Here is a 22,218-nt window from a genome sequence, read left to right as displayed (position 1 = left end):
CCTCGCGCGCGCGAGCGGTGGCGCGCAAGCTGCTCCGCACGTCGGGCGATCCGCTGCATGGCGCCTCGCACATGTCCTTTCAGGCATATTTAAATCTTTGCTGGACACCTCGCTGACCGAGCCGATGCGTGAGTCGCTGGCCGGGCCCGGCACGGCCGGGCGTCGCTTACCTCCGCGAAGGGCGCCGCTCAGCGCGTGCTTCGGCCGTCCCACGCCATGGCGACGGCGGTGATCGCAGCGCCGACGCCCTCCCAGATGGCAGCGCCGACGAACACATCCGGGGCCCTGCCCGCGGCCATCAGGGCGACGAAGCCGACGCACATGAACAGGCGAGCGCCGACCGTGAAGGCGACGAAGCCGGGCCACGCCAGCGCCACACCAAGCACGTAGAGGATGCCCATGTTGATCGCCGCGATCGAGGTGGTCGCCACGACTCCGGGCGTGTAGTCGCCGGGCGCGCGCTGGTCGACGAGCTCGAAGCCCATCATGTCGAACTGGCTGTCGGGGCTGAGCAGCCCGAGGAGCCCCAGGAGGAGGGCCAGCACGCCGAACACCGCGACGGACCAGCCCGACAAGGAACGAGGAAGGACACGCACGAGGACCTCCGGGCGGCGGGCGAGAGGGCGGCGACGACCTGCGGGTCCGCGGCCTGCGGAGCCCGTCCGCCGACGTTTACGAATTTACAAAATGAACTCAATCTGTCAAATTGTACAAATGACGACGAGCCGAGACGACCGGGACCGCGAGCGGCGGCGCGCGATCATCGACGCCGCGCTCGCGTGCTTCTTGCAGTTCGGCTACGCCAAGACCTCGCTCGAGGACATCGCCCGGCGGGCGAACCTCTCGCGGCCGCTCCTCTACCAGAAGTTCCCCAACAAGGACGCCATCCTCGCCGCGGTCCACGAGAGCGTGTTCGCGGCCCTCTATCCGCGCGTCGACGAGGCCCTCGCCGGGCGCGGCGGCAAGCGGGCCAAGCTCGCGCAGGTGTGCGAGCTCGCGGTGCTGGGGCCGTGGAAGCTCCTCGAAGGCGCGCCGATGGCGAAGGAGTTCCACGCGGCCTGTGCGACCCTCGCGCCCGCGGTCGCCGAGAAGCACGCCCGGAAGCTGCTGTCCGTCGTCCAGCAGATCCTGGGCGACCGGCTCGCCGCCGAGGTGTTTCTGCTCGCCGTGGACGGCCTCACCTCGGACACCCCGAGCCTCGTAGTCCTGCGCAAACGGCTCGGCGCCCTCGTCGACCGCTTCGCGCGCTGACGACGCCGAATCCATGGCCTTTGGGTCATGTCTCGAAGAGCGCGGCTCGGTCTCGATGTCGCGCGCGACTCGTCGTTCTCATCGGTCGCCTCGCGCATCGACGCCACGCGCGGAGGGCCGCCCTTCAGCCGATCACATGGCCTTTGGGCCATGTATCGAAGCGCGGCTCGGCCGCGAGCCGGCCTCGGGCGACCGGCATCCTCGTCGACGCCTCGCGCATCGACGCCACGCTCGGAGGGCCGCCCTTCAGCCGACTGCATGGCCTTTTGGCCATGTCTCGAAGAGCGCGGCCTCGATGTAGCGAGCGACTCGTCGTTCTCTTCGGTCGCCTCGCGCATGGACGATACACTCGGAGGGCCGCCCTTCAGCCGATCACATGGCCTTTGGGCCATGGCTTGAAGAGCGCGGCTCGGCCTCGATGTCGCGAGCAACTCGTCGATACGCTCGGAGGCCGCCCTTCAGCCGACTACATGGCCTTTGGGACATGTACACAGGAGGCTGCGGCGAGCTCGGCCCTCGAGCCGGGCGCGAGCGACCCGGCATCCTCGTCGACGCCTCGCGCATCGACGATACGATCGGGGGCGCCTTCGCCAGGGGGTCAGACCTCGCCGAGCACTGCAGCCACGTACTCGGTCGGCGGCCTCGCGCGCAGCTCGGCCGCCGTGCCGCGGGCGGTGAGGCGGCCGCGCTCGATCACCAGCAGCTCGTCGGCGAGGGCGACCGCGTCGCGCACGTCGTGGCTGACGATCACGCAGATCGCCGCGGCCTCGGCGAGCCAGCCCGCCAGCAGGCGTCGGGCCTGCGCGCGGGCCGACACGTCGAGGGCGGCCAGCGGCTCGTCGAGCAGGAGCAGCGCGGGGCGGGTGATCATCGCCCGCGCCAGGGCGACCCGCTGGGCCTGCCCGCCCGACAGCGCGGCCGGCCTGAGGTCGCCGACCTCGCCGACGCCGAGCCGCTCGAGCCACGCCTGCGCCTCCGCCCGCGCCCGCGCTCGCGCGACCCCGCGGGCCCGCAGGCCGTAGGCGACGTTGTCGCGCGCGCTCATGTGCTCGAAGAGACAGTACCCCTGGAACATGACCCCGAGGCCACGTTCCTGCGGCGACAGGCGCACGCGCGCGGCCGGGCGCTCGAGCGTGCGGCCGGCCAGCACCACCTCGCCGCGGTGGAGCGGCGCCAGGCCGGCGAGCGCGTCGACCAGCGTCGACTTGCCGGCCCCGTTGGGCCCGAGCACCGCGACCGTGGCGCCCGGCGCCAGCGCGAACTGCAGCTCGAGCGAGAACTCGCCGCGCAGCACCGCGATGTCCGCGACGAGCCCCGCGGTCGTCGTCATCGCCGCGCTCCTCCGCGGTCGCGCATCCGCGGTGCCGCGTGGAGCAGCGCGAGCCGCCCGCCTCGTGCATCACCGGCCTCGCGCCCTCGCGTGTCGTCGCTCGTGCTCATTTATCTATTTAAAAAAGTGGCCGCGCAGGGCCGCGAGGAGGGCGAGGGACACTGCGAGGAGGAGCAGGCTGAGGGCGACCGCGCCGTCGGGGCTGTCGTGCAGCGCCTCGTAGACCGCCAGCGGCATCGTCTGGGTGCGGCCCTGCAGGTTGCCGGCGAACGTGATCGTCGCCCCGAATTCACCGAGCGCGCGGGCCCAGCACAGCGCCAGCCCGGCGACCAGGCTCGGGCGGATCGCGGGCAGCACCACGGTGCCGACGATCCGCAGCCGGCTCGCGCCGAGAGTCGCCGCCGCCTGCTCGCGGCGCGGGTCGAGCCCGCGCAGGGCGCCCTCGACGGTGATCACCAGGAACGGCGCCGCCACGAAGGTGGCCGCCAGCACCGCCGCGGCGGTCGTGTACGGCAAGATGACCCCGAGGCCATGTTCTAAAGGACCGCCGAGCAGGCCGCGCCGGCCGAACGCCGCCAGCAGCGCCGTCCCGCCGACCACCGGCGGCAGCACCATCGGCAGCGTCACCAGGGCCCGCGCCAGCCCGCGGCCCGGGAACGGCAGCCGCGCCAGCGCGTACGCCAGCGGCAGCCCGAGCAGCAGCGACAGCCCGGCCGCGCACAGCGACACCACCAGCGACAGCCGCAGCGCCTCCTGCACCGCGGGCGCCGCCAGCTGCCGCCACACCTCGGCGGGCGCCACCCGCACCAGCAGGCCGACCAGCGGCAGGGCGAAGAACACCACCGCCGCCCCGGCGAGCAGGCCGACCGCCAGGTGCGCGTGCCCGGGACGACCGGGCTTCAAGGACATGTCGTTCACGACAGGACCCTCGGGACAGCAGCGTCACGGCGGCAGGAAGCCGCGCTTGCCGAGCGCGGCGGCCCCGGCCGGGCCGGCGACGAGGTCGACGAACGCGGCGGCGAGGGCGGGCTGCGGGCTGTCGGCCAGGGCGGCGATCTCGTAGGCGGGCACGACGTCGTCGGCGCCGGCGAAGGCGACCGTGCGCAGCTTGCCGGCCACCTCGCCGGCGACGTCGGTGGCGTAGACGACCCCCGCGTCGGCCTCGCCGGCCGCGACCTTGCCGATCACCCCGCGCACGTTCTCCTCGTTGGAGACGACGTTGGCGAGCGCCGCGTCGCGCTGGCCGACCCGATTCAGGGCCTCGCGCGCGTAGGCGCCGACCGGCACCGCCTCGCCCGCGAGCACCAGGCGGAGGCCGGGGCGCGCGAGGTCGGCCGGGCCCTGGATCGAGCTGTCGCCGGCGGGCGTGACGATCACCAGCCGGTTCTTGGCGAAGGTCCGCGCCGGCTGCATCCGCTGCGAGCCGGCGGCGCGCTCCATCTGCGCCCGGTCGGCGGAGGCGAACACGTCGGCCGGCGCGCCGGCGACGATCTGCGCCGCCAGGATCTGCGAGCCCGCGAAGTTGAAGACGACGTCGACCTCCGGGTGCTCGGCCTCGAAGCCGGCCTCGAGGTCGGTGAAGGCTTCCTTCAAGGACATGGCCGCAGAGACATGGAGCTCCTTCTTGTCGGCCGCGCCGGGAGCGGCCGAGCAGCCGAGCACGACCGCCGCGAGCAGGATGACGCCGGACGCGGCGCTGCGAGACCTCGTCATGCGCGAAGCGTAGCGACGGCCCGCGCCGGCGAGCAAGCGCGTTGAGTCACGACCGGCGATCGTCTGGTCGCGTTGGCACGCGCCCACGGGTAGCACCTCGCGTCGCGCCCCACCGCAGAGCGGCCGTCGTGGGAGCATCACCCGCTTCGCTGGCCGCTCGCTTTTTCCGCCCCCCGGAGTTGCCGGCCTGCCTGGCGTCGATCACACTCGGAGCTCCGCGGCGAACGACCGGGTGCGCCGCCAGCGGAGTCTGTAGAACCATCTAAAAGGAGGCAAGTATGCAGAGACGGCGTCGCCTGGAGAAAGTGGTTCTACTTGCAAAGGAATTCCATCCTCGCTCTGGCGCTCAGCACGGCCCTCGCGGCTGGCATTTCAGCAGAGCCCGACAGGCTCGCATTTGACGGGGCAAGGGTCGTTCAAGCGCTCTTCATCATCGAGCGGTTGATGCGGTCGCTCGGCAGCCGCCGGCCTGACCACCAGCTGCCTCCCGCACAAGAAGCCTTGCCGCGGGGGGAAGAGGGGGGCCGCTCTTCCGGAAAGGACCGTCGGCCGCAGCGCAAGTGACCTGGCGTTCTCCTCAGCCGTCGAGCAACGCGCGGGCGATCACCAGCTTTTGCACCTCGGTCGCGCCCTCGTAGATCCGCAGCGCGCGGATCTCCCGGTACAGCCGCTCCGGCACCTGGCCGACGGTCACGCCGAGGCCGCCGAAGCTCTGCACCGCGCGGTCGATCGCCCGCTGCGCCGACTCGGTCGCGTGCATCTTCGCCATCGCCGCCATCTCCGACGTCGCGTGGCCGGCGTCGCGGGCCGCGGCCGCGCGGTAGACCAGCAGCTGGGCCGCCAGCTGTTCGGTCGCCAGGTCGGCGAGCGCGAACTGCAGGCCCTGCTGCTCGGCGAGCGGCTTGCCGAACTGGACCCTGCGCTTGAGGTGGGCCACGGTCTCGGCGAGCGCGCGGTCGGCCAGGCCGAGGGCCGCGGCGCCGACGCTGACGCGGAACACGTCGAGGTTGCCGAGCGCCAGCTTGAGCCCGGCCCCGGGTTCGCCGACGCGGTGGGCCTCGGGCACGAACACCCGCTCGAGCTTGACCGTGCCGATCGGGTGCGGCGCCAGGACGCGGGTGCGGGTGACCGAAAGGCCAGGTGCGTCGCCGGCCACGAAGAACGCCGAGAAGCGCGGCTTGCCCTCGCCGGCCTCGCGGGCGAACACCACGTAGCTGTCGGCCAGGCCGGCGTTGCTGATGAAGCACTTGCTGCCGTCGAGGACGACCCCGCCGTCGACGACGGTCGCGCTGGTGCGCAGGTTCTTGACGTCGGAGCCGGCCTCCGGCTCGGTCAAGGCGAACGCGCACACGGTCGCGCCGCTGGCCACGCGCGGCAGGACGTAGCGGCGCAGCGGCTCGGCGGCGGCCAGCGCCAGCGGGAACGAGCCCAGGCCCTGCATCACGAAGGCGGTGTCGAGCGCCCCGCTCTCGCGCGCGAGCCACTGGCGGATCAGGCAGATCGCCGTCGACGACAGCTCGGCGGCCCGCTCCGGCCCCTCGTCGAGATCGGCCCCGCCGTAGGCCGCCGGCACCACCCACTCGAGCAGCCCGGCGGTCGCCAGCCGCTGCAAGTAGACGCGCGCCGCCGCGTCCTCGCCGGCCTCCTCGTCGACCGGCCGCGCCCGCAGGTCGGCCACGAAGGTCGCCAGCGCGTCCTCGAGCGGGCGCCAGCGCGACCGGTCGAGCAGCCCGAGCGCCCGCTCGGTCACGTACGGGGTGAGCAGCGTGTTCATCGGGTCTCGCTCCCCGAGCCGGGGCTCGCGTGATGGGTGCTCATTGGGACATGCTCCTCAGGACAGGTCTTTTCCGCCATGCGCATGCGGACATGCTCCTAGCGCCAGCTCGGCGGTCGCTTCTGCTGGCGCGCCTGGTCGGCCTCGGCGAAGTCAGGGTGCTGCATGCACAGGGCCTGGGTCTGGGCCTCGGCCTCGATGGCCGCGGTGAAGTCCATGTCGAGCTCCTGCTGCAGCATCGTCTTGGTCATGCGGGCGGCGAAGTGGGGCCCGTCGGCCAGGCGCTTGGCGAGGGCGAACGCGGCGCGGTCGACCGCGTCGCGGTCGGGCTCGTCGTCGACCACCTGGGTGGCCAGGCCGATCTGGGCGCAGCGGTCGGCGGGCACGCGGTCGCCGAGCAGCAGGATCTCGCTGGCGTGGCCGAGGCCGACCACCCGCGGCAGCAGCCAGCTCGCGCCCATGTCGGCGCCCGACAGGCCGACCTGCGGGAACAGGAACGCGAAGAACGAGCCCTTGCCCATCACCCGCAGGTCGCTGGCGAGGGCCATCACCGCGCCGGCGCCGGCGGCCACGCGCTTGACGCTGGCGACGATCGGCAGCTTGCAGCGGCGCATCGCGTGGATCAGCTCCCCCGTCATCCGCGTGAACCGCAGCAGCGCCTCGGCGTCGCGCTCGAACAGCCGGGTGATGATGTCGTCGACGTCGCCGCCGCCGCAGAACGCCCGGCCCGCGCCCTGCAGCACCAGCGCCCGCGCGCCGCCCTCCGCGTGCGCGCGGCGGTCGATCACCGTGAACAGGTCGGTCAGCTCGCGGTAGACCTGGAACGTCAGCGCGTTGAAGCGGTCGGGTCGCGTCAGGGTGATGACCCCGACGCGCTCGCGCTCCTCGTACGAGAAGCTCTCGGGGCGCGGCAGCGGCAGGTCACGCAGGTCGGGGTCGACGGGGCGGGTCACGCTCTTTCTGGTAACACGGCGAGGCCCTGGATCTCCACCTTCGCCCGCGGCTCGAGCAGCGCCGCGACCTCGACCAGCGCCATCGTCGGGTAGTGTCGTCCCATCAGCTCGCGGTACGCGGCGCCGACGGCGGCCAGCTCCGCCAGGTACTCGCGCTTGTCGGTCACGTACACCGTCAGCGAGATCACGTGCTCCGGCCGCCCGCCCGCGGCCGTCACCACCGCGACCACGTTCGCCAGCGCCTGGCGGAATTGCGCCGCGAACGCGTCGGCCACGATCTGCTCGCGCGCGTCCCAGGCGATCATCCCGGCGATCGCCAGCAGCTCGCCGCGGGCCGCCATGCCGTTGCTGTAGCCGCGCGGCCGCTGCCAGCCGTCGGGGAGGATCGCGCGCGCGTGGACCGGGGCGTCGTCCGTCATCGCGGCGAGCTTGGCACGCGCTCCACAATTCCTCCATCCTTCGCGCCGGGCCCGCTGCTACCGTCGAACGAGAGCCCGCGCATGTCGACCCGCGAACGCAGCACCCCGGCGATCCTCGTGGTCGAGGACGACCCCGCGATCGCCGCCGGCGTCGTGCGCGGGCTCAAGGCCGCGGGTTACGACGTCGAGCTCGCCCACGACGGTCGTCGCGGCGCCGAGCTGGCGCTGTCGCGCCCGTTCGACCTCGTGGTCCTCGACCTCATGCTGCCCGAGCTCGGCGGCTTCGAGGTGCTCGAGCTGTGGCGCGGCCGGCTGTCGACCCCGGTGATCGTCCTCAGCGCCCGCACCGAGCTCGACGCCCGCCTGCAGGCGTTCGCCGGCGGCGCCGTCGACTACCTGCCCAAGCCGTTCTGGATCGAGGAGCTGCTGGCCCGCGTGCGCGCCCGCCTGCGCCTGCCCGACGTGGCCGCGCCGGCGCGCACTCTCGCGTGGGACGAGGCGGTGCTCGACCTCGACGCCCGCACAGTCACCCTCGCCGGCGAGCCGCTCGGCCTCACCGCCCACGAGTTCAATGTCCTCTTGTACCTGGTCGAAAGGCCATCTCGCGCCATCACCCGGCGCCAGCTGGCCGAGGCCGCGCTGCCGGCCGGGGGCGACCGCAGCGAGCGGACCGTCGACTCGCACGTGGCCCGGATCCGCCGCAAGCTCGGGCCCGCGGGCGCGCGGATCGCCACGGTGTGGGGCATCGGCTACCGCTTCGACGCGCCGGAGCCGGCATGAGCAAGATCCTCCGCGGCCTGTCCGGGCGCGTGTTCCTGGCCGCGGCGGTCTGCGCCGGCCTCAGCGTCGCCCTCGTCGCGGTGGTCATGACGTCGCTGTTCATCGAGCAGGCGATCAGGCGGATCGGCGTGCTCACCCCGCAGCTCGACACGATCTCCCTGGCGCAGTGCGAGCGCGACCCGATCGCCTTCACCGCGCAGCACGGCCCGGAGCTCGAGCTCAACGTCTACGACGCGACCACCCTCGCGCCCGCGTCCCCCGGCGGCACCCCGCTCGACCCGCAGCTGCTCGCGCGCCTCGAGGCCGGCGAGGCCGCGCCGACGCGCATGTACTTCTTCAACTTCAACCCCTGGGGCGGCGCCAGCCTGCGCCGCGCCGCCGACGACGGCCCGTGCGCCCTGGTCCAGCTGCGCTGGAAGCTCAGCCCCTCCGAGCGCCGCTACGCGCTGCTGATCATCTTCGGCCTGCTCGCCCTCAGCATCGCCCTCGCCGTCGGCCTCGCCAGCTTCTTCGCGGTGCGACCGATGGCCCTGCGGCTCGAGAAGCTGCGCCGCGCGACCCAGCAGGTCGGGCAGGCGGCCGGTTACGCCTCGGCGGCCGACCCCACGCGCGACGACCTCGGCCAGCTGTCGGCCCTGCTCGACCAGGCCCACGGCCGGATCGCCGCCGACGCCGCGCGCATGGAGGCCCGCAACCGCGCGCTCGAGCAGCACCTCGGCAACATCGCCCACGACCTGCGCACGCCGCTGGCGTCGCTGCAGATCGCCCTCGAGCAGCTGGCCGCCGACGCGTCCCCGGGCGAGTCCGCGAGCCTCGTGCGCGGGGCCATCGGCGACGTCGTCTACATGGGCTCGCTGATCGACAACCTCAACCTCGCGTGCCGCCTGCAAGAGGGCGCCGACCCGCTGCACGGCGACCTCCGCGTCGACCTCTGCGCCCTCGTCGACCGCGTCGCCCGCCGCTTCGCCGCGCTCGGCCGCACCCGCGGCATCGAGGTCCACGGCGCCCGCCCCGACGCCCCGCTGTGGGCCCGCTGCAACCCGGCGATGGCCGAGCAGGCGCTGGCCAACCTCGTGCACAACGCGGTCGCCCACGGCGACCCCGGCGGCCACGTGGCGATCCTGCTCGAAGAGACAGATGTTAAAAAGGCGTTCAGCCTCACCGTCGTCGACGACGGCCCCGGCGTGCCGCCGGCCGACCTGCCGAAGATCGGCGACCGGACCTTCCGCTCCGACGAGGCCCGCCGCCGCGACCCCAAGGGCGGCGGCCTGGGCCTGGCGATCACCCAGGAGGTCTGCAGCCGCGCCGGTTTAATAATGACCCTCGCCGGCGAGGAGCCTCGCGGCCTGCGAGCGACGATCGAGGGCCCCACCAGCAGCCCTCCCGGCTCCGCCTAGGTCCGCACAGCCGTCGCCGGTTCGCCGGTTCGTGAACCTGTCCCTTCGGACATCCAGAGGCGGACGCCCGCGCTGGGGGCACGCGACCTCGCTCGGGTCCTTCTGCCCGTTCTTCGTTTGGTTGCGCCGCCGCTCCACACACTCTCCACAACTTGGGTGGTGAACTCGAGGCCATGCAGCGCATCTCCGCGATCTTCCCGCTCGGCCTCCTCCTCGTCGCTTGCGGCGACGTCCCCGGCGACAGCGCCGGCACCACCGACGGCGCCGGCGACACGACGGGCAGCTCGACCGCGGGCGAGGCCGCCGAGGTCACTTACTGGCGCGACGTCAAGGCGATCCTCGACGGCAAGTGCGCCGGCTGTCACAGCCCCGGCAACCTCGCCCCGTTCTCGCTCGCCTCGTACGCGGAGGCCAGCGCGGTCGCCAGCGCGCTGCCGGCCTCGCTCGCGGCCGGGACCATGCCGCCGTGGCCGCCCGACGCCGCCTGCGGCACCTACCTCCACGACCGCTCGATCGACGACGACGCGCGCCAGACCCTCCTGAAATGGGTCGAGCTCGGCGCGCCCGAGGGCGACCCGGCCGAGGCCCCGCCGGCCCCGCAAGCGCCCGAGCCGATCGACTTCGACATCGACCTGCAGCTGCCCGAGCCCTACACCCCGACGATCGCCCCCGACGAGTACCGCTGCTTCCTGCTGCCCTGGCCCGAAGACCAGGAGACCTTCATCACCGCGCTCAGCGTGACGCCCGGCGAGCGGCAGATCGTGCACCACGTGATCGCCTTCGCCATCCCGCCCGAGCAGACCGACGCCTACCGCGCGCTCGACGACGCCGACCCCGACCCCGGCTATCTCTGCTACGGCGGCCCGAGCGGCGGCCAGATCAACGACGGCCGCGTCCCCTGGCTCGGCGCCTGGGTGCCCGGCGGCGACCCGGGTGACATGCCCGAAGGGACAGGAATCAAAGTACAGCCTGGCTCGCTCGTCGCCGTGCAGATGCACTACCACACCTACCCGGGCGCGGGGCCCGATCAGTCGCGGATCCAGATCCGCACCTCGCCGACCGTCGACAAGGTCGCGGTGATGATGCCGTTCACCAACCCGGCGTGGGTCCAGGGCAGCGAGCCGATGCTGATCCCCGCCGGCGAGGCCCCCGTCGTCCACAGCTTCGCCGCCGACGTCAGCAACTACCTCCCGCTGCTGTTCCCCGACGGCGGGCTCGAGGCCGGCGATCCGTTCGTCGTCCACGCCGCCGCCCTCCACATGCACACCCGCGGCGTGCGCGGCTCGCTGTCCCTCACCGGCGGCCAGGACACCTGCCTGCTCGACATCCCGCGCTGGGATTTCAACTGGCAGGGCAGCTACCAGCTCACCAAGCCCGTGACAGTGCGCCCCGGCGACGAGCTGCGCCTCGAGTGCGAGTGGGACAACACCGCCGCCAACCAGCCGGTCGAGAACGGGGTCCAGCAGCAGCCCAAGGACATCCTGTGGGGCGAGGGCACCGGCGACGAGATGTGCCTCGGCATCGTCTACGTCACCGGCGTCTGAAGTCGTCGCCGGCGGGGCAGTCAGACATCCACTGCTGCCGTGCTGACGGGCTCGTGGGAGGCCGCGTCACCGCGATCGCCTTCGATCCCGCCGGCGGGCGCACGGCCGTCGGCACGGAGAAGGGCGAGATCGCAGTCCCGCGCGTGACGCCCCCTGGCTGCCATCTGTCTTGTCGGACAGATCGTGGCGCGAAGCCGTCCGGCTTGAATATGTCTCATGGGACAGGTCAAGGGCCGGGCGCGCGGGCCTTCGCCGGCGCAGGAGTCACCGCGAGGATGGACTCTCACGGGTCGAGCCCGTCGCCGATCACTTCGGGACCCGGAGTCGCGGCAGCTCGTGGGCCTGCTCGACCTGCTGCGCGTGCGCGGCGAGGGTCCGCGCGCGGCGCAGGCCGAGCGGCTTCGCCTCGTCGAACGTCGAGGCGGTGTCGAGCCGCGCCAGCTCGGCCTCGTCGACGTCGCCGACCCCGAGCAATGTCCCGTGGCGACACAGCGCCGCGTTGAGCGCGTCGGCCCGCGGGCGCGCGCGGCCCTCGGGTCCCAGCATCATCGCCCGCAGCGGCCGCAGGTCGAAGCGCGTCAACAGCCGCGGCTCGGGGTCGAGCGCGACGTGCCACAGCTCCGCCTCGCCGGCCAGCAGCACCTCGCCGCCGGCGGGGTCGAACGCCGCCGCGGAGATCGCGAACGGCACCCGGAACAACACGCGCGTGCCCTCGACCACCCCGCCGTCCTGGACCCGGCGAAACGCGTCGCGGGCCTCGCAGAGCACCAGGGCGTGCAGCCCTGCGTCGCACCAGGCGGTCTCCTCGAGCCGACTCGACTCGCGCTCGCTCGGCTCGCGCAGCTGTCCTTCGGGCCACATCACCGGCGCGCTCTCGCTTTCCAGCTCGAGCGGCAGCTGCGGCTCGCCGTCGAAGCGAAACACCGCGCCCTCGCCGGCGCGCGACGCCCGGTAGCGTGCGCACGGCGACACCCGCAGGTCGACCGTCTCGGCGACCACGGTGAGCCGGTGCCGCCGCCGCGTCGCCGTCTCGATCACGAACGTGAGCTTCTCGACCTCCTCGAACGTGTACGGCACGCAGGCCGGCAGCGCCCCCCGCGTCCACCGCCCGCGCGCCAGCTCGAAGCAGGACACGGCCGGACCGCCGAAGTAAATGAGATGTCCCTCGAGCCATGTCATGAGAGTCAGCCCTGCGCTCGGCCACCAGCGCGCCAGCGCCCCGGTGGTCAGGTCGACCTCGAAGCTCGCCGTCCGCAGGTCCAGCACTGCCCGCCCCGGGCCGACGAACGCCAGCGTTCGCGGCGTCGCCAGCTCGGCGTGCGTCTCCGGCAACGGCCACAGCGGCACCTCGGTCGGCCCGCCCGCCTCGGGCAGCGCCGCGGCGAACGTCTCCGGCGCCTCGGCGGCGCCCCACGCAGCCAGCACCGACCGCAGCGCGCGCTGGACCAGGAGCAGGTGATAGTGTTCGCCGATCAGACCCGGGGACGCCTCGATCATTCGCTGCATGTAGACCGCCTCGTCGATCAGCGCCGCGAGGCTGCCGCTGCGCGCCCCCGCCACGAACACCCCGCCCGGACGGCGCTCGAGCGGCCGCTCCGGGACCGGGGGCACCGGCACGTGGCGCACGAACAGGCGCCCCGCCGCCTCTTCGCCGAGCCGGGCCGAGAGCCGCCCGAGCAGCCCCGCCGGCCCGGTATTCGCATTGGCCTCGTCCCGCCACGATTCGTCGTCGCGCACGACCGCCTCGGCGTCGATGCCTTTCTCGGCGTACCACTGCGCGAGACGGGTCCCGTACGTCGGATCGCCCTCCGCCTCGAGCCGAAACATCGCCTCGTTGAATCGGTGCGGCGGCCACTCGTGCAGCCACGTGTCGTACGGCCCGTCGACCCCCGGATGCCCGGGAGGCGTACGAACCCGGCCCTCGGCGTCGATCCACGCCCGTACCTCGGCGACCGCCCAAACCTCGCTCGCGCGCAGCCCGAGCACCCCGGCGATCGCCGGCACCAGCCCCGGGTGAACCACCGGTCGCGGCAATTCGATCACGCCCCAGGCCGCCGGATCGCGCGCCTCCACCGGGCCGAAGTACGGCTCCGACCACAGGCCCTCGGGTGCCGCTCGCATGCCCGGGAGGAACGGCACCGGACTCGGCCTCACGACCCGCGCGCGCGCCGGTTCATCGGCCGCGGCCAGCCGGTCCTGCGCGCCGAGGATCGCCGCAGCGTCGGCGGTGAAGAAGCCCGCGAGAGGATTCGATCGCACACACCCTTCTACCTCGATCGCGCCGCCTCGCGCGGCTCGTCCGCACGCAAGCGCCCGCTCGCCGCGACGGACCATCTCGCCAGGCTCGGGCGGTCGCGTACGGCCACACCGCGAACTCGCCCGAGTCTGCGGCGTCCCGCTCACAAGCAGTTCTGCTGCGTGCACGTCATCAACGCAGCAGCGAACGACGCCTGCTCGGGCGTCGCGCCCGCGCCTCCCTCGGTTGCATCGACGCATCGCCGGCCCGGCTCACGATCGCCGCGACGGCTCGGGCAGTCGCAGTCGATGCGCTGCGGGCCTCGACGGCTGCGGCTGCATCGTCCCCTCGGAGCTCCGCGAATCGATGACTCTCTCGGGTACCATGCCGCCCGAGCGAATACAGTGCGCGGATTCGCTGCGCATCGTGAGGACGAGGCTGTCCTCATGCTCGGCGCGGATATGGCCGCGACGTGAAACCGCCGGCGCGAGGACTCGTCGCAATCCGAGGTACGCCGTGATGGTCATACCATGCGGATGCGCCGATCACGGGTAGGCCTGGCTGACGATTGGGGGGCCGGGGCCGCGTTGCGAATATGCCCACACGCCGGATCGGCACCTCGACGCATATGCCCGGAGATCTGCTCGGCCGGCGCCGGGGCGCGCTCGCGGAGTCTGTCGTCGAGGACCCCGTAATCGGAGCGCTCCATTTCACATTCGCGACATCGTCCGAACACGGCTCGTGACTGCTCCCTGGACCCGGAAAGGCGCCTGCACGCGCGATTTGTTGCGACGCATGAATGCTGTTAGGCGGGTTTGACGTGGAGCGACACTGGGGCCACCTATAGGGGATGCGTTCCCAGTGGAGGGGACATGAGTGATTTCAAACGCGTTCTCGATCGCGCGCAAACGGACTTCGATTTCTTTTATGCGCTGCAATCAAACCCTCGTAAGGCGCTCGCGCCCTACGAGCTCAAGGACCACGAGGTACGAGCGCTGATCGTCGATCGAGCCGAACTCTGGCGGCTGATCATGGGTGGCGTGCGCTCCGATCCGGACCGGCCTTCGCCTCCCTCGGAGTTGCCACCGCCTCCACCACCGCCGCCACCGCCGCCACCGCCGCCACCGCCACCGCCGCCACCGCCGCCACCGCCGCCGCCTCCTCCAGGCCCGCCGCCGCCGCCGCCACCGCCGCCACCACCGCCGCCACCGCCACCGCCTCCTCCAGGTCCGCCGCCGCCGCCACCGCCGCCCCCGCCTGGACCACCGCCTGGACCGCCGCCGGGACCGCCGCCGGGGCCACCGCCGGGGCCGCCGCCCGGGGTGTCGTTTGGAGTCGGTCCAGTTCCGGGACCGCCGCCGGGACCGCCGCCGGGACCGCCGCCCGGGGGGCCCGGTTTCGGGGTCAACGTCATTGGCCACCACGACTGGTTCAACAGCTTTCAGCGCTGGAAGGACTTTGTCATCGACGATCTCATCGCCGATCCGGAAGTTGTGAAAGCCATGAAAGAGATTCGCGGAGCTCGAAGCTCGGCCGAGAGGCGCGTGGCCGTCGCCCGTTTGATGGAGAAGCTCGGATGAACACGTCGACCAAGCACCACGCATTCGACATCGCCATCGTAGGTCTGGGTGTCTCGGGCATCCACCAGATGACCCGCGAGGTCGAGGAGACCATCAAGCGCTGCCGGCACGTGTTCGTCACCGACACCGCCGAGGGCGTCTGCGACTACCTTCGTACCATCTGCCCGAAGGTCACCGAGCTCACCGTACGGGGCGATCTCGGGGCCCACAGGATGGTCATCTATCGCCGCATGGCGTCGGAGGTGATCTCAGGGGCGCTCGACGAAGGCCCGGTCTGTTTCGCCACGTACGGGCACCCCACGATGTACTGCTACCCGACGGAGCTCATCCAGCGCGCCGCGCAGATCCTCGACCTGAGGACGATGATCCTGCCGGGCGTCTCGTCGCTCGACACGCTGCTGTCCGACCTGGGAATCGACCCCGGGGGAGACGGCCTGCAGATCTACGAGGCGAGCGACATGCTCATTCGCCAGCGGCCGCTGCAGACGGACGTGGGGACGGTCATCTACCAGGTCCCGATCGTGCTGGAGTCGAGCAACCGCCTCCCGGGCAAGCAGAGCATCGACAACCTCCGCCGCTTCCAGGCGTACCTGTTGAAGTACTACCCGCCCAAGCACACCGCGCTCTTCGTGCTGTCGAAGACGCACCCGTTGCTCGAGACCGTCACGCAGCGGATCCCGCTCGACCGGCTGGCCGACGTGATGTCGACCAACACCAACCTCGGGACCCTCTACATCCCGCCCGTGCAGCACCGCGCGGTCGTGGAGCACGAGCTCGCCGAGCGGATGGGCGCTCACGACGCGCTCGATTCACCTCGCCGCCCGGGTCGCCCCGCGATCGGTCCGAAGGACCCGAAAGCTCGGAAGGCGTAGTCGTACGAACGGAGGCCCATGGAGAGCAATCGACCAGCGCGGCGTTACGTCATCGCCGGCAGCCAGCGGAGCGGGAGCAGCCTCCTGTGCGAAGGTCTGGAGGCCACCGGGGTCGCAGGGCACCCGGCCGAATCGTTCGCGCCGGACTTCCTCGACCATTGGTTCCATCGCTGGGGCCTGGTGCCGGACTGCCCGTTCGCGGACTACCTCGCCGCCGCACGCCGGCACGGCACCGGTCGAAACGGGGTCTTCGGGATCAAGATCCAGTACATGCACGTCCAGTCGCTCGCGCGTTGGGCGGGCAGGCCGCGCGCCGGCGACGCTGTGCTCGAGCGCCTGTTCCCCGGCGCGCGCTATGTCAACATCGTGCGCCGGGACGTCCGGGCCCAGGCCCTCTCGTTCTACCGGGCGATTCACACGAATCAATGGGCCCGGACCCCGGGGGTCGCCCCGGCGCCGCCTCCGGCGCTCGATCCGCGCGAGGTCGAGCAGCTGGAGCGGCAACTGACGTGGCAACAGACCTCGTGGCTGCAATACTTCGCGGCGCGGGGGATCGAGCCTTTTACGGTGTACTACGAGTCGCTGGCGGCGGACTACCGCGGCCAGATCGCGCGCGTGCTCGAGTTCCTCGGGCTGGACGGCGCGACGGCGAGGCTCTTGCCGCCGCCGGTGCTCATCCGCCAGGCGGACGAGACGACTCGACGATGGCGAGAGGCGCTGGATGGTCGTAGCGACGGGAGATGAATGGATCGACTGGAAGACATCCTCGCCCGCCGTGAATGGCTGCGTCGCTCGCGGCCCTTCCCTCACGTGGTCGCCCGGGGCGTGTTCAAGCCCCGGTTCTACGCCCGGCTCTGCGAGGAGCTCGGAGAGGTCCTCGCGCGCGGCCTCAGCGAGACGGCGGACGGCGAGAGATTCTCGCGGAACATCGCCAACTACGACTCCTACGGGATCGGCTTTCGGGCGGGCGACGGCGGCGCGCTCGGGGTCTTTCTTTCACCCGAGTGGCGCGACCTCATGGCAGATTGCTTCGGCCTCCAGCGCACCGACTACGTGTTCGCGGGCGCGCATCACCACGCCGTCGGCAGCGGCGACGGTTTCGTCCACAACGATTACAACCCGGTCTGGTTCCCCGTCTCGTCGGAGGGGCGGATCCAGGTGCCGGATCATCAGAGGTGCGACTACAAGACGGGCGAAGGGCAGCTGTCCCCCGCGGAGAAGATTCGAGTCGTCCGCGGGACGGCGGTGATCTTTTTCCTGTTGAACGGCGGCTGGCGCCCCGGCGACGGCGGCGAGACGGGCCTTTATCGCTCGGGGCGCGACCCGCCGGGCGAGCCGAGCGTGCGCGTGCCGCCGCTCGACAACAGTCTCCTCGCCTTCGAGTGTTCGCCCGATTCATACCACGCGTTCATCAGCAATCGTCGCGCAACGCGCACATCCGTCATCATGTGGACGCATCGCTCGCTCGCAGACGCCGAACAGCGGTTCGGCGTCGAGCGACTGGAGTACTGGAAGTGACAAAGCGTGAATGTCTGATCACCGGCGCGAGCGGCCTGTTGGGGAGCGCATGGATCGCGCGATACGCGTCGAAATACGCGATCACTGCGGTGCACCGCACACGCGAGATCGAGTTCGCGACTCAAGACCAGTCGTTCTTCGATCCGCTCGCGCCCCGGCGGCCGCTCGATGCCAACGACCACGCCGTCCACGCGGTCCGGGCCGACCTGGCGACCGAGAAGGGGTGCGAGCAGGTCGTCGGGGAGACGATCGCCCGGACCACCCGGCTCGACCTCCTCCTGTCGGCCGCGACCGTGCGCATGTCGGCCCCGCTCACCTCGGCGCCGTCGCTCGCCGCCGCCGAGCACGCCTTCGCGCTCGACGTCCTCGCGCCATTGCGACTCGCCGCCGCGCTCGTCCGCGCGTCGTGGGGCGCCGATCCTGCGGCCAACGCCGCCGCCAACCGGAGCGTCGTCCTGGTCGCCGGCACCGCCGGCCGATACGTCTACGAGGACCAGGGGCTGGGGCTCCATTCGGCCACGAGCGCGGCCCTCTGCCAGCTGGTGTATCACCTCGCCAGCGAATTGTGGCACCTCGGTATCCGCGTCAACGGCGTGCTCATGCCGACGAATTACTGCCGTGACGACGCGGAGAAGGCCGCCACGAGGATCGCCGGGCTCGACGCCGGGTCGGCGACCGGCACGCTGGTCACGCTCACGGAGGGGCCGTGAAGGTCCTGTTCGCCGTGATGCCGTTCGGCGCCCTCCGTCCGGCGATCGGGCCGAGCCTGCTCAAGGCCCACCTGGCGCGGCGCGGCATCGCCAGCAAGATTGTCTATTTGAACATCCGATTCGCGCGGAGCATCGGCCTCCCGGACTATGAATACGTCGCGGAGCGGTCGCCGTCGCAGAGCCTCGCGGGCGACTGGATCTTCGCGCGGTCGCTGTCCGGCGAGCGTCCGGACGCCGACGCCCGCTATCTCGCGGACTTCGTCCGCCGCTTCTCGAAGTTCGGCCCGGTGGACAGAGCGATCGAGATCCTCGAGCGATGTCGCGACCGCGCGGCCGGGTTCCTGCAGAAGTGCCTGCGCGAGGTGAGCTGGGGCGACTACGACGTGGTCGGCTTCACGTCGACGTTCTCGCAGCACGCCGCGTCGCTGGCGCTCGCGCGGCTCGTCAAGGCCGAGCACCCGCGCGTGAAGATCGCGCTCGGCGGGGCGAACTGCGAGGAGTCGATGGGGCTGCAGGCGCACCGCTCGTTCCCCTTCATCGACTTCGTGTGCTCGGCGGAGGCGGACCTCAGCTTTCCCCGCCTGCTCGAGGCGCTCGCCGCCGGCGGCGATCCGTCCGCCGTCCCCGGCGTGATCGCGCGGCGCGACGGGGAGAGCCGCTACACCACCCTCACGCCGGATCGAGTCGAGCGCATGGACGACCTCCCGGTCCCGCTCTACGACGACTACTTCGAACAACTGCCCGCCCTGGGAGGGGTCGCCAAGCGAGGCGCGAGCGTGCTCATGGAGTCCTCGCGCGGGTGCTGGTGGGGGCAGAAGCATCACTGCACGTTCTGCGGGCTGAACGGCACGTCCATGGCTTTCCGCAGCAAGAGCGAGCAGCGGGTCTTGCGCGAGATCGACGAGCTCGAGCAGCTGTACGGCGCGCGCACCGTGGTCATGGTCGACAACATCCTGGACATGAAGTACTTCGAGACCCTCATTCCGGGGCTCGCGCGCCGCGGGTTGAAGCTCGACCTCTTCTACGAGACCAAGGCCAACCTCTCGAAGGATCAGCTCCGCGCGATGCAGCGCGCCGGCATCACGATGATCCAGCCGGGCATCGAGAGCCTGAGCTCGGACGTGCTGCGGATCATGAAGAAGGGGATCAGCGGCGTTCAGAACGTACAGATGCTGAAGTGGTGCCGGGAGTTCGGCATCACCCCGCACTGGAATTTGATCTTCGGCTTCCCCGGCGAGGAGCCTCGCGACTACGAGGTCATGGCCGAGGTCCTGGACCTCCTCCACCACCTGCAACCTCCGTACGGGGTGGGGCAGATCCGCCTCGATCGGTTCAGCCCCAATTTCGTGCGCTCCAGCGAGAACGGGCTCACCAACGTCCGCCCCGACCGCAGCTACGGCAATATCTATGCGCTGTCCGAGTCGGAGCTGTTCGAGTTCGCGTACTACTTCGAACACGACTACGCCGACGGCCGAGATCCCGAGACGTACGTCGGGCCGCTGCGCGCGGCGGTCAAGCGCTGGTACGCGAACAAGGGCAACAAGGGCCTGCTTTATGTCGATCACGGCGACGACCTGGCGGTGTGGGACTTCCGACCGGGCGCGCACCGCACCCTGACCGTCCTGAGCGGGCTCGAGCGCGCGGTGTACGTCTGTTGCGACCAGCACCGCTCCCTGAAGCAGGTCGTCGCGGCGTGCCGCGCCGACGAGCGCGAGGTCCGGCCCGTGCTCGACGGGCTGGTCGCGTCTCGCCTCGTGCTCCACCTCGATGACCGCTATCTCAGCCTCGCGGTGCGCAAGCACGGCGTCGGGCGCGATGAAGATGCGGAGCCGCGCGCGCCGTCTTCGCGGAGTCTGGCGGTGGTGTGATGCGGCGGGACGTCATCGTCGTCGACGACTTCTACGCCGACCCGGCCGCGGTCGTCCGTCACGCCCGCGGCCTGGAGTACGTCTACCCATATGCACAGCCCGGCACCGACCGCGAGGGCTGTCCACGGACATGGTTCGCCTCGAGGTACCGCAGCGCGAACGAATGCCCGTTCAAGTCGTCTGCGGCGCTGATCTCGCGGCTGCAGGCGCTGACCGGCGAGCTCGTCGATGTCGCCGCGTGGCGGATGGAGTTCCCGATCGACGAGAACGGCTACCCCCGGTCCGACCATCGCCTCGTCCATCCGAAGAGCGCGTGGTGGAACTGCTGCTTTCACCTGAAGCTCGACGTGAAGCAGGAGCTCGGAGGGGGGGTCCACAGCCACACCGACCACGACAGCTGGAACCCGGTGGGCCTCGACGGATGGGCGGGGCTCGTCTACTTGAACCCGGCGCCTCCGACCAACCAGGGCGGGCTCCGCACGTGGGACAATCGCGACCCTGCGCGGCAGTTCGAGTGGATGACGTCGAAGCACAATTGGCAGCTGCGCGACACGTTCGCCAATGTCTATAACCGACTGATCCTGCACCGCGGCCGGGTCCCTCACAGCGGCTCGAACGGCTGGGGCGACTCGTTCGAGAATGGCCGCTTCTTCCAGACGTTCTTCTTCCGCACGCTCGGGCAGCGTGAGCTGCCGAGCCTCGACCTCGAGGAGCTGAATTTCGGATGAGACCGCGTGCCGTCGTCACGGGTGCCGCCGGCACCGTCGGGAGCCGGGTCTGCGACAGACTGGCCGCGGCGGGCTGGGGCGTGCGGGGCCTGGTCAGGTCGCCGGCGCTACCGGGCGCGCCCGTGGAGTTGGTGCAGGCCGACCTGGGTGACGCCGACGCGTTGCGCGTCGCGTGTCGGGGCGCCGACGTGGTCGTCCACTGCGCGGCCGCCCTGTCGTCCGACCGCAGGATGTGCCGTGAGACCAACGTCGAGGGCACTCGCCACTTGTTGGCGGCGCTGGGCGCGTCCCGTCGCGCGCGCTTCGTGTTCGTCTCGAGCGTCTCGGTGTACGACGTCCGCCACGGCTGGTCGGTGGACGAACAGAGCCCGCAGTGGTCCGACGACGTGTATCCGTACGGCCGCTCGAAGGTCGAGGCGGAGGAGCTCGTCCGCTCGGACGACCACGGGCTCGCCTGGGTCGTCCTCCGGCCGGTGCCTGTCCTGTCGATGCACCGCTCGTCGTTCTGGGGGCCGCTGGCGCTGGAGCGCGCGCGTCGGAGCGCGCAGCCGCAATTCGCGAGCCGGACGATGCCGTTCGTGCACGTCGACAACCTGGCGGACGCAGCGCTGCTCGCAGCCACGCACCCGCGCGCCGTGGGAGGCGTCTTCGACGTGGTCGACGGACACGGCGAGACCCGCGCCTACCACGAAGCGCTCGCGGCTGCGACCGGCCGGCGACCCGCCGACCCGCCCGACGACGCGCCCGCCATGCGCGTCGCGGGCACGCGCATCCGCAGCGAGCTCGGGTACTCCCCACGCGACCGCTTCGCCGAGTTCCTCGGCGAGCTTGCGCGCGCAACGGTCACGCCGGAGTCGTGACCGCCGCGGCGGTCGATGTCGAGGAGGATGTCTTTTGGGTAATGTTTAAAAATTCACGCGCGATCGCGCGCCCGGTCTCACCGCCCGGTCTACGACAGGTTGAGCGAGTAGCCGAGGGTCATCGGGTTGCCGTCGCTGGGCTTGTTGAACTTCCAGCCCTTGGCCTTCTCTTCGATGCAGGAGGTGATGCTGGCCTCCTTGATCGTGCTCGTGTCGGTGAACTTGATGCTGGAGACCGAGCCGTCGCCGGCGACGGTGACGTCGAGGGCGAGCTTGCCGGCGAGGTCGGGCTTGGCCTCCTTCGCCTGGGCGAAGCAGTCGGCGACGTCGCCCTGCCTGGCCTGCATCGCCTCCTCGAACGAGTCGGCGGTCAGGGGCTCCTCGCTCGCGCCCTCGTTGCCGCCGTTGCCGCCGCCGCCGTCGTTGCTCCCGGCCGCCGCGTCGCCGCCTGCGGACCCGTCGGGGGGCGTCGTCGCTTCCTTCTTGCAGCTCGGCAGGGCGACGAGGGTGGCGAGAGAGAGCGCGAGGGTCCACGAGGTCCGGGTGGTCGTCATGCCGACGCTTTTATCACGGCCCGAGGGGAGGATCTCGGCGCGATCTGTACCTGCAAGGATGTGCCCCTCGAGCCAGGCGACTTTAAGGGGATGTCCCGATCGCGGGGCGCGAAGTCGAGCGTTTGACCTGT

21 protein-coding genes are annotated in these 22,218 nt (G+C 71.5%); 11 read left to right on the top strand and 10 right to left on the bottom strand.

Features of this window, described 5'->3' with window-relative positions; all coding sequences use genetic code 11:
• Window positions 1-188: 188 nt before the first annotated feature.
• Entirely contained in the window at window positions 189-575 is a 387-nt protein-coding gene (locus O0S08_RS42835) for a hypothetical protein (RefSeq protein ID WP_269035307.1), read from the bottom strand.
• Between the two features lie 139 nt (window positions 576-714).
• Between O0S08_RS42835 and O0S08_RS42830 the strand changes: the two genes are divergently transcribed.
• A complete protein-coding gene (locus O0S08_RS42830; protein WP_269035306.1) occupies window positions 715-1,251 on the top strand; it encodes a TetR/AcrR family transcriptional regulator in 537 nt (178 codons plus the stop codon).
• A 598-nt stretch (window positions 1,252-1,849) separates the two neighbouring features.
• Here O0S08_RS42830 and O0S08_RS42825 read toward each other — a convergent pair.
• The 6 genes from O0S08_RS42825 to O0S08_RS42800 all read right to left on the bottom strand — a co-directional run bounded on the left by O0S08_RS42825 (window position 1,850) and on the right by O0S08_RS42800 (window position 7,440).
• Window positions 1,850-2,581: a sulfate/molybdate ABC transporter ATP-binding protein gene (locus O0S08_RS42825; protein ID WP_269035305.1), complete on the bottom strand. Its 732-nt coding sequence runs from the start codon at window positions 2,579-2,581 to the stop codon at window positions 1,850-1,852.
• A 114-nt stretch (window positions 2,582-2,695) separates the two neighbouring features.
• Window positions 2,696-3,490: an ABC transporter permease gene (locus tag O0S08_RS42820; protein WP_269041905.1), complete on the bottom strand. Its 795-nt coding sequence runs from the start codon at window positions 3,488-3,490 to the stop codon at window positions 2,696-2,698.
• Between the two features lie 33 nt (window positions 3,491-3,523).
• Window positions 3,524-4,294: a molybdate ABC transporter substrate-binding protein gene (gene modA, locus O0S08_RS42815; RefSeq protein ID WP_269035304.1), complete on the bottom strand. Its 771-nt coding sequence runs from the start codon at window positions 4,292-4,294 to the stop codon at window positions 3,524-3,526.
• A gap of 577 nt (window positions 4,295-4,871) precedes the next feature.
• Window positions 4,872-6,068 carry an acyl-CoA dehydrogenase family protein gene (locus tag O0S08_RS42810; RefSeq protein WP_269035303.1) on the bottom strand — a complete coding sequence of 399 codons (1,197 nt, stop codon included), beginning with the start codon at window positions 6,066-6,068 and terminating at the stop codon, window positions 4,872-4,874.
• 98 nt (window positions 6,069-6,166) lie between these two features.
• Entirely contained in the window at window positions 6,167-7,021 is an 855-nt protein-coding gene (locus O0S08_RS42805) for an enoyl-CoA hydratase family protein (RefSeq protein ID WP_269035302.1), read from the bottom strand.
• Window positions 7,018-7,440: a RidA family protein gene (locus O0S08_RS42800; protein WP_269035301.1), complete on the bottom strand. Its 423-nt coding sequence runs from the start codon at window positions 7,438-7,440 to the stop codon at window positions 7,018-7,020. The genes O0S08_RS42805 and O0S08_RS42800 overlap by 4 nt, the downstream gene beginning before the upstream one ends.
• An 81-nt stretch (window positions 7,441-7,521) precedes the next feature.
• Here O0S08_RS42800 and O0S08_RS42795 point away from each other — a divergent pair, with 81 nt between their 5' ends.
• The 3 genes from O0S08_RS42795 to O0S08_RS42785 all read left to right on the top strand — a co-directional run bounded on the left by O0S08_RS42795 (window position 7,522) and on the right by O0S08_RS42785 (window position 11,161).
• A complete protein-coding gene (locus O0S08_RS42795) occupies window positions 7,522-8,220 on the top strand; it encodes a response regulator transcription factor (RefSeq protein WP_269035300.1) in 699 nt (232 codons plus the stop codon).
• Complete coding sequence (locus tag O0S08_RS42790) at window positions 8,217-9,617, top strand: sensor histidine kinase (RefSeq protein WP_269035299.1); 1,401 nt, start codon at window positions 8,217-8,219, stop codon at window positions 9,615-9,617. The genes O0S08_RS42795 and O0S08_RS42790 overlap by 4 nt, the downstream gene beginning before the upstream one ends.
• A 173-nt stretch (window positions 9,618-9,790) precedes the next feature.
• On the top strand, window positions 9,791-11,161 hold the full coding sequence (locus tag O0S08_RS42785) for a monooxygenase (RefSeq protein WP_269035298.1): 1,371 nt from the start codon (window positions 9,791-9,793) through the stop codon (window positions 11,159-11,161).
• A gap of 306 nt (window positions 11,162-11,467) precedes the next feature.
• On the opposite strand, the gene O0S08_RS42780 is transcribed toward O0S08_RS42785, so the two are convergent.
• Window positions 11,468-13,420: a hypothetical protein gene (locus O0S08_RS42780; protein WP_269035297.1), complete on the bottom strand. Its 1,953-nt coding sequence runs from the start codon at window positions 13,418-13,420 to the stop codon at window positions 11,468-11,470.
• A gap of 1,006 nt (window positions 13,421-14,426) precedes the next feature.
• A complete protein-coding gene (locus O0S08_RS42775) occupies window positions 14,427-14,699 on the bottom strand; it encodes a hypothetical protein (protein ID WP_269035296.1) in 273 nt (90 codons plus the stop codon).
• 274 nt (window positions 14,700-14,973) lie between these two features.
• Here O0S08_RS42775 and O0S08_RS42770 point away from each other — a divergent pair, with 274 nt between their 5' ends.
• From O0S08_RS42770 to O0S08_RS42740, 7 genes are read left to right on the top strand one after another with little or no spacing between them, the layout of a single operon-like run.
• Window positions 14,974-15,849: an SAM-dependent methyltransferase gene (locus O0S08_RS42770; RefSeq protein ID WP_269035295.1), complete on the top strand. Its 876-nt coding sequence runs from the start codon at window positions 14,974-14,976 to the stop codon at window positions 15,847-15,849.
• Between the two features lie 18 nt (window positions 15,850-15,867).
• Window positions 15,868-16,593: a Stf0 family sulfotransferase gene (locus O0S08_RS42765; RefSeq protein ID WP_269035294.1), complete on the top strand. Its 726-nt coding sequence runs from the start codon at window positions 15,868-15,870 to the stop codon at window positions 16,591-16,593.
• Window positions 16,594-17,367 carry a 2OG-Fe(II) oxygenase family protein gene (locus O0S08_RS42760; protein WP_269035293.1) on the top strand — a complete coding sequence of 258 codons (774 nt, stop codon included), beginning with the start codon at window positions 16,594-16,596 and terminating at the stop codon, window positions 17,365-17,367. It begins immediately after the preceding gene.
• Entirely contained in the window at window positions 17,298-18,077 is a 780-nt protein-coding gene (locus O0S08_RS42755; protein WP_269041904.1) for an SDR family NAD(P)-dependent oxidoreductase, read from the top strand. Before O0S08_RS42760 ends, O0S08_RS42755 begins: the two co-directional genes overlap by 70 nt.
• On the top strand, window positions 18,074-19,945 hold the full coding sequence (locus tag O0S08_RS42750) for a RiPP maturation radical SAM C-methyltransferase (RefSeq protein ID WP_269035292.1): 1,872 nt from the start codon (window positions 18,074-18,076) through the stop codon (window positions 19,943-19,945). Before O0S08_RS42755 ends, O0S08_RS42750 begins: the two co-directional genes overlap by 4 nt.
• Window positions 19,945-20,673 carry a hypothetical protein gene (locus O0S08_RS42745; protein ID WP_269035291.1) on the top strand — a complete coding sequence of 243 codons (729 nt, stop codon included), beginning with the start codon at window positions 19,945-19,947 and terminating at the stop codon, window positions 20,671-20,673. Before O0S08_RS42750 ends, O0S08_RS42745 begins: the two co-directional genes overlap by 1 nt.
• The gene (locus O0S08_RS42740; protein ID WP_269035290.1) at window positions 20,670-21,533 is read left to right on the top strand and encodes an NAD-dependent epimerase/dehydratase family protein; all 864 of its coding nucleotides are present in this window, start codon (window positions 20,670-20,672) and stop codon (window positions 21,531-21,533) included. The genes O0S08_RS42745 and O0S08_RS42740 overlap by 4 nt, the downstream gene beginning before the upstream one ends.
• Window positions 21,534-21,622: 89 nt before the next feature.
• Here the strand turns inward: O0S08_RS42740 and O0S08_RS42735 are convergent, their stop codons facing one another.
• On the bottom strand, window positions 21,623-22,087 hold the full coding sequence (locus O0S08_RS42735; protein WP_269035289.1) for an AgmX/PglI C-terminal domain-containing protein: 465 nt from the start codon (window positions 22,085-22,087) through the stop codon (window positions 21,623-21,625).
• Window positions 22,088-22,218 lie beyond the last annotated feature (131 nt).

Source organism: Nannocystis punicea, assembly GCF_026965555.1.
GTDB classification, from domain to species: Bacteria; Myxococcota_A; Polyangia; order Nannocystales; family Nannocystaceae; genus Nannocystis; species Nannocystis punicea.
The sequence above is the reverse complement of the archived record's forward strand: the minus strand, read 5'-3'. Positions and strand labels throughout refer to the sequence as shown.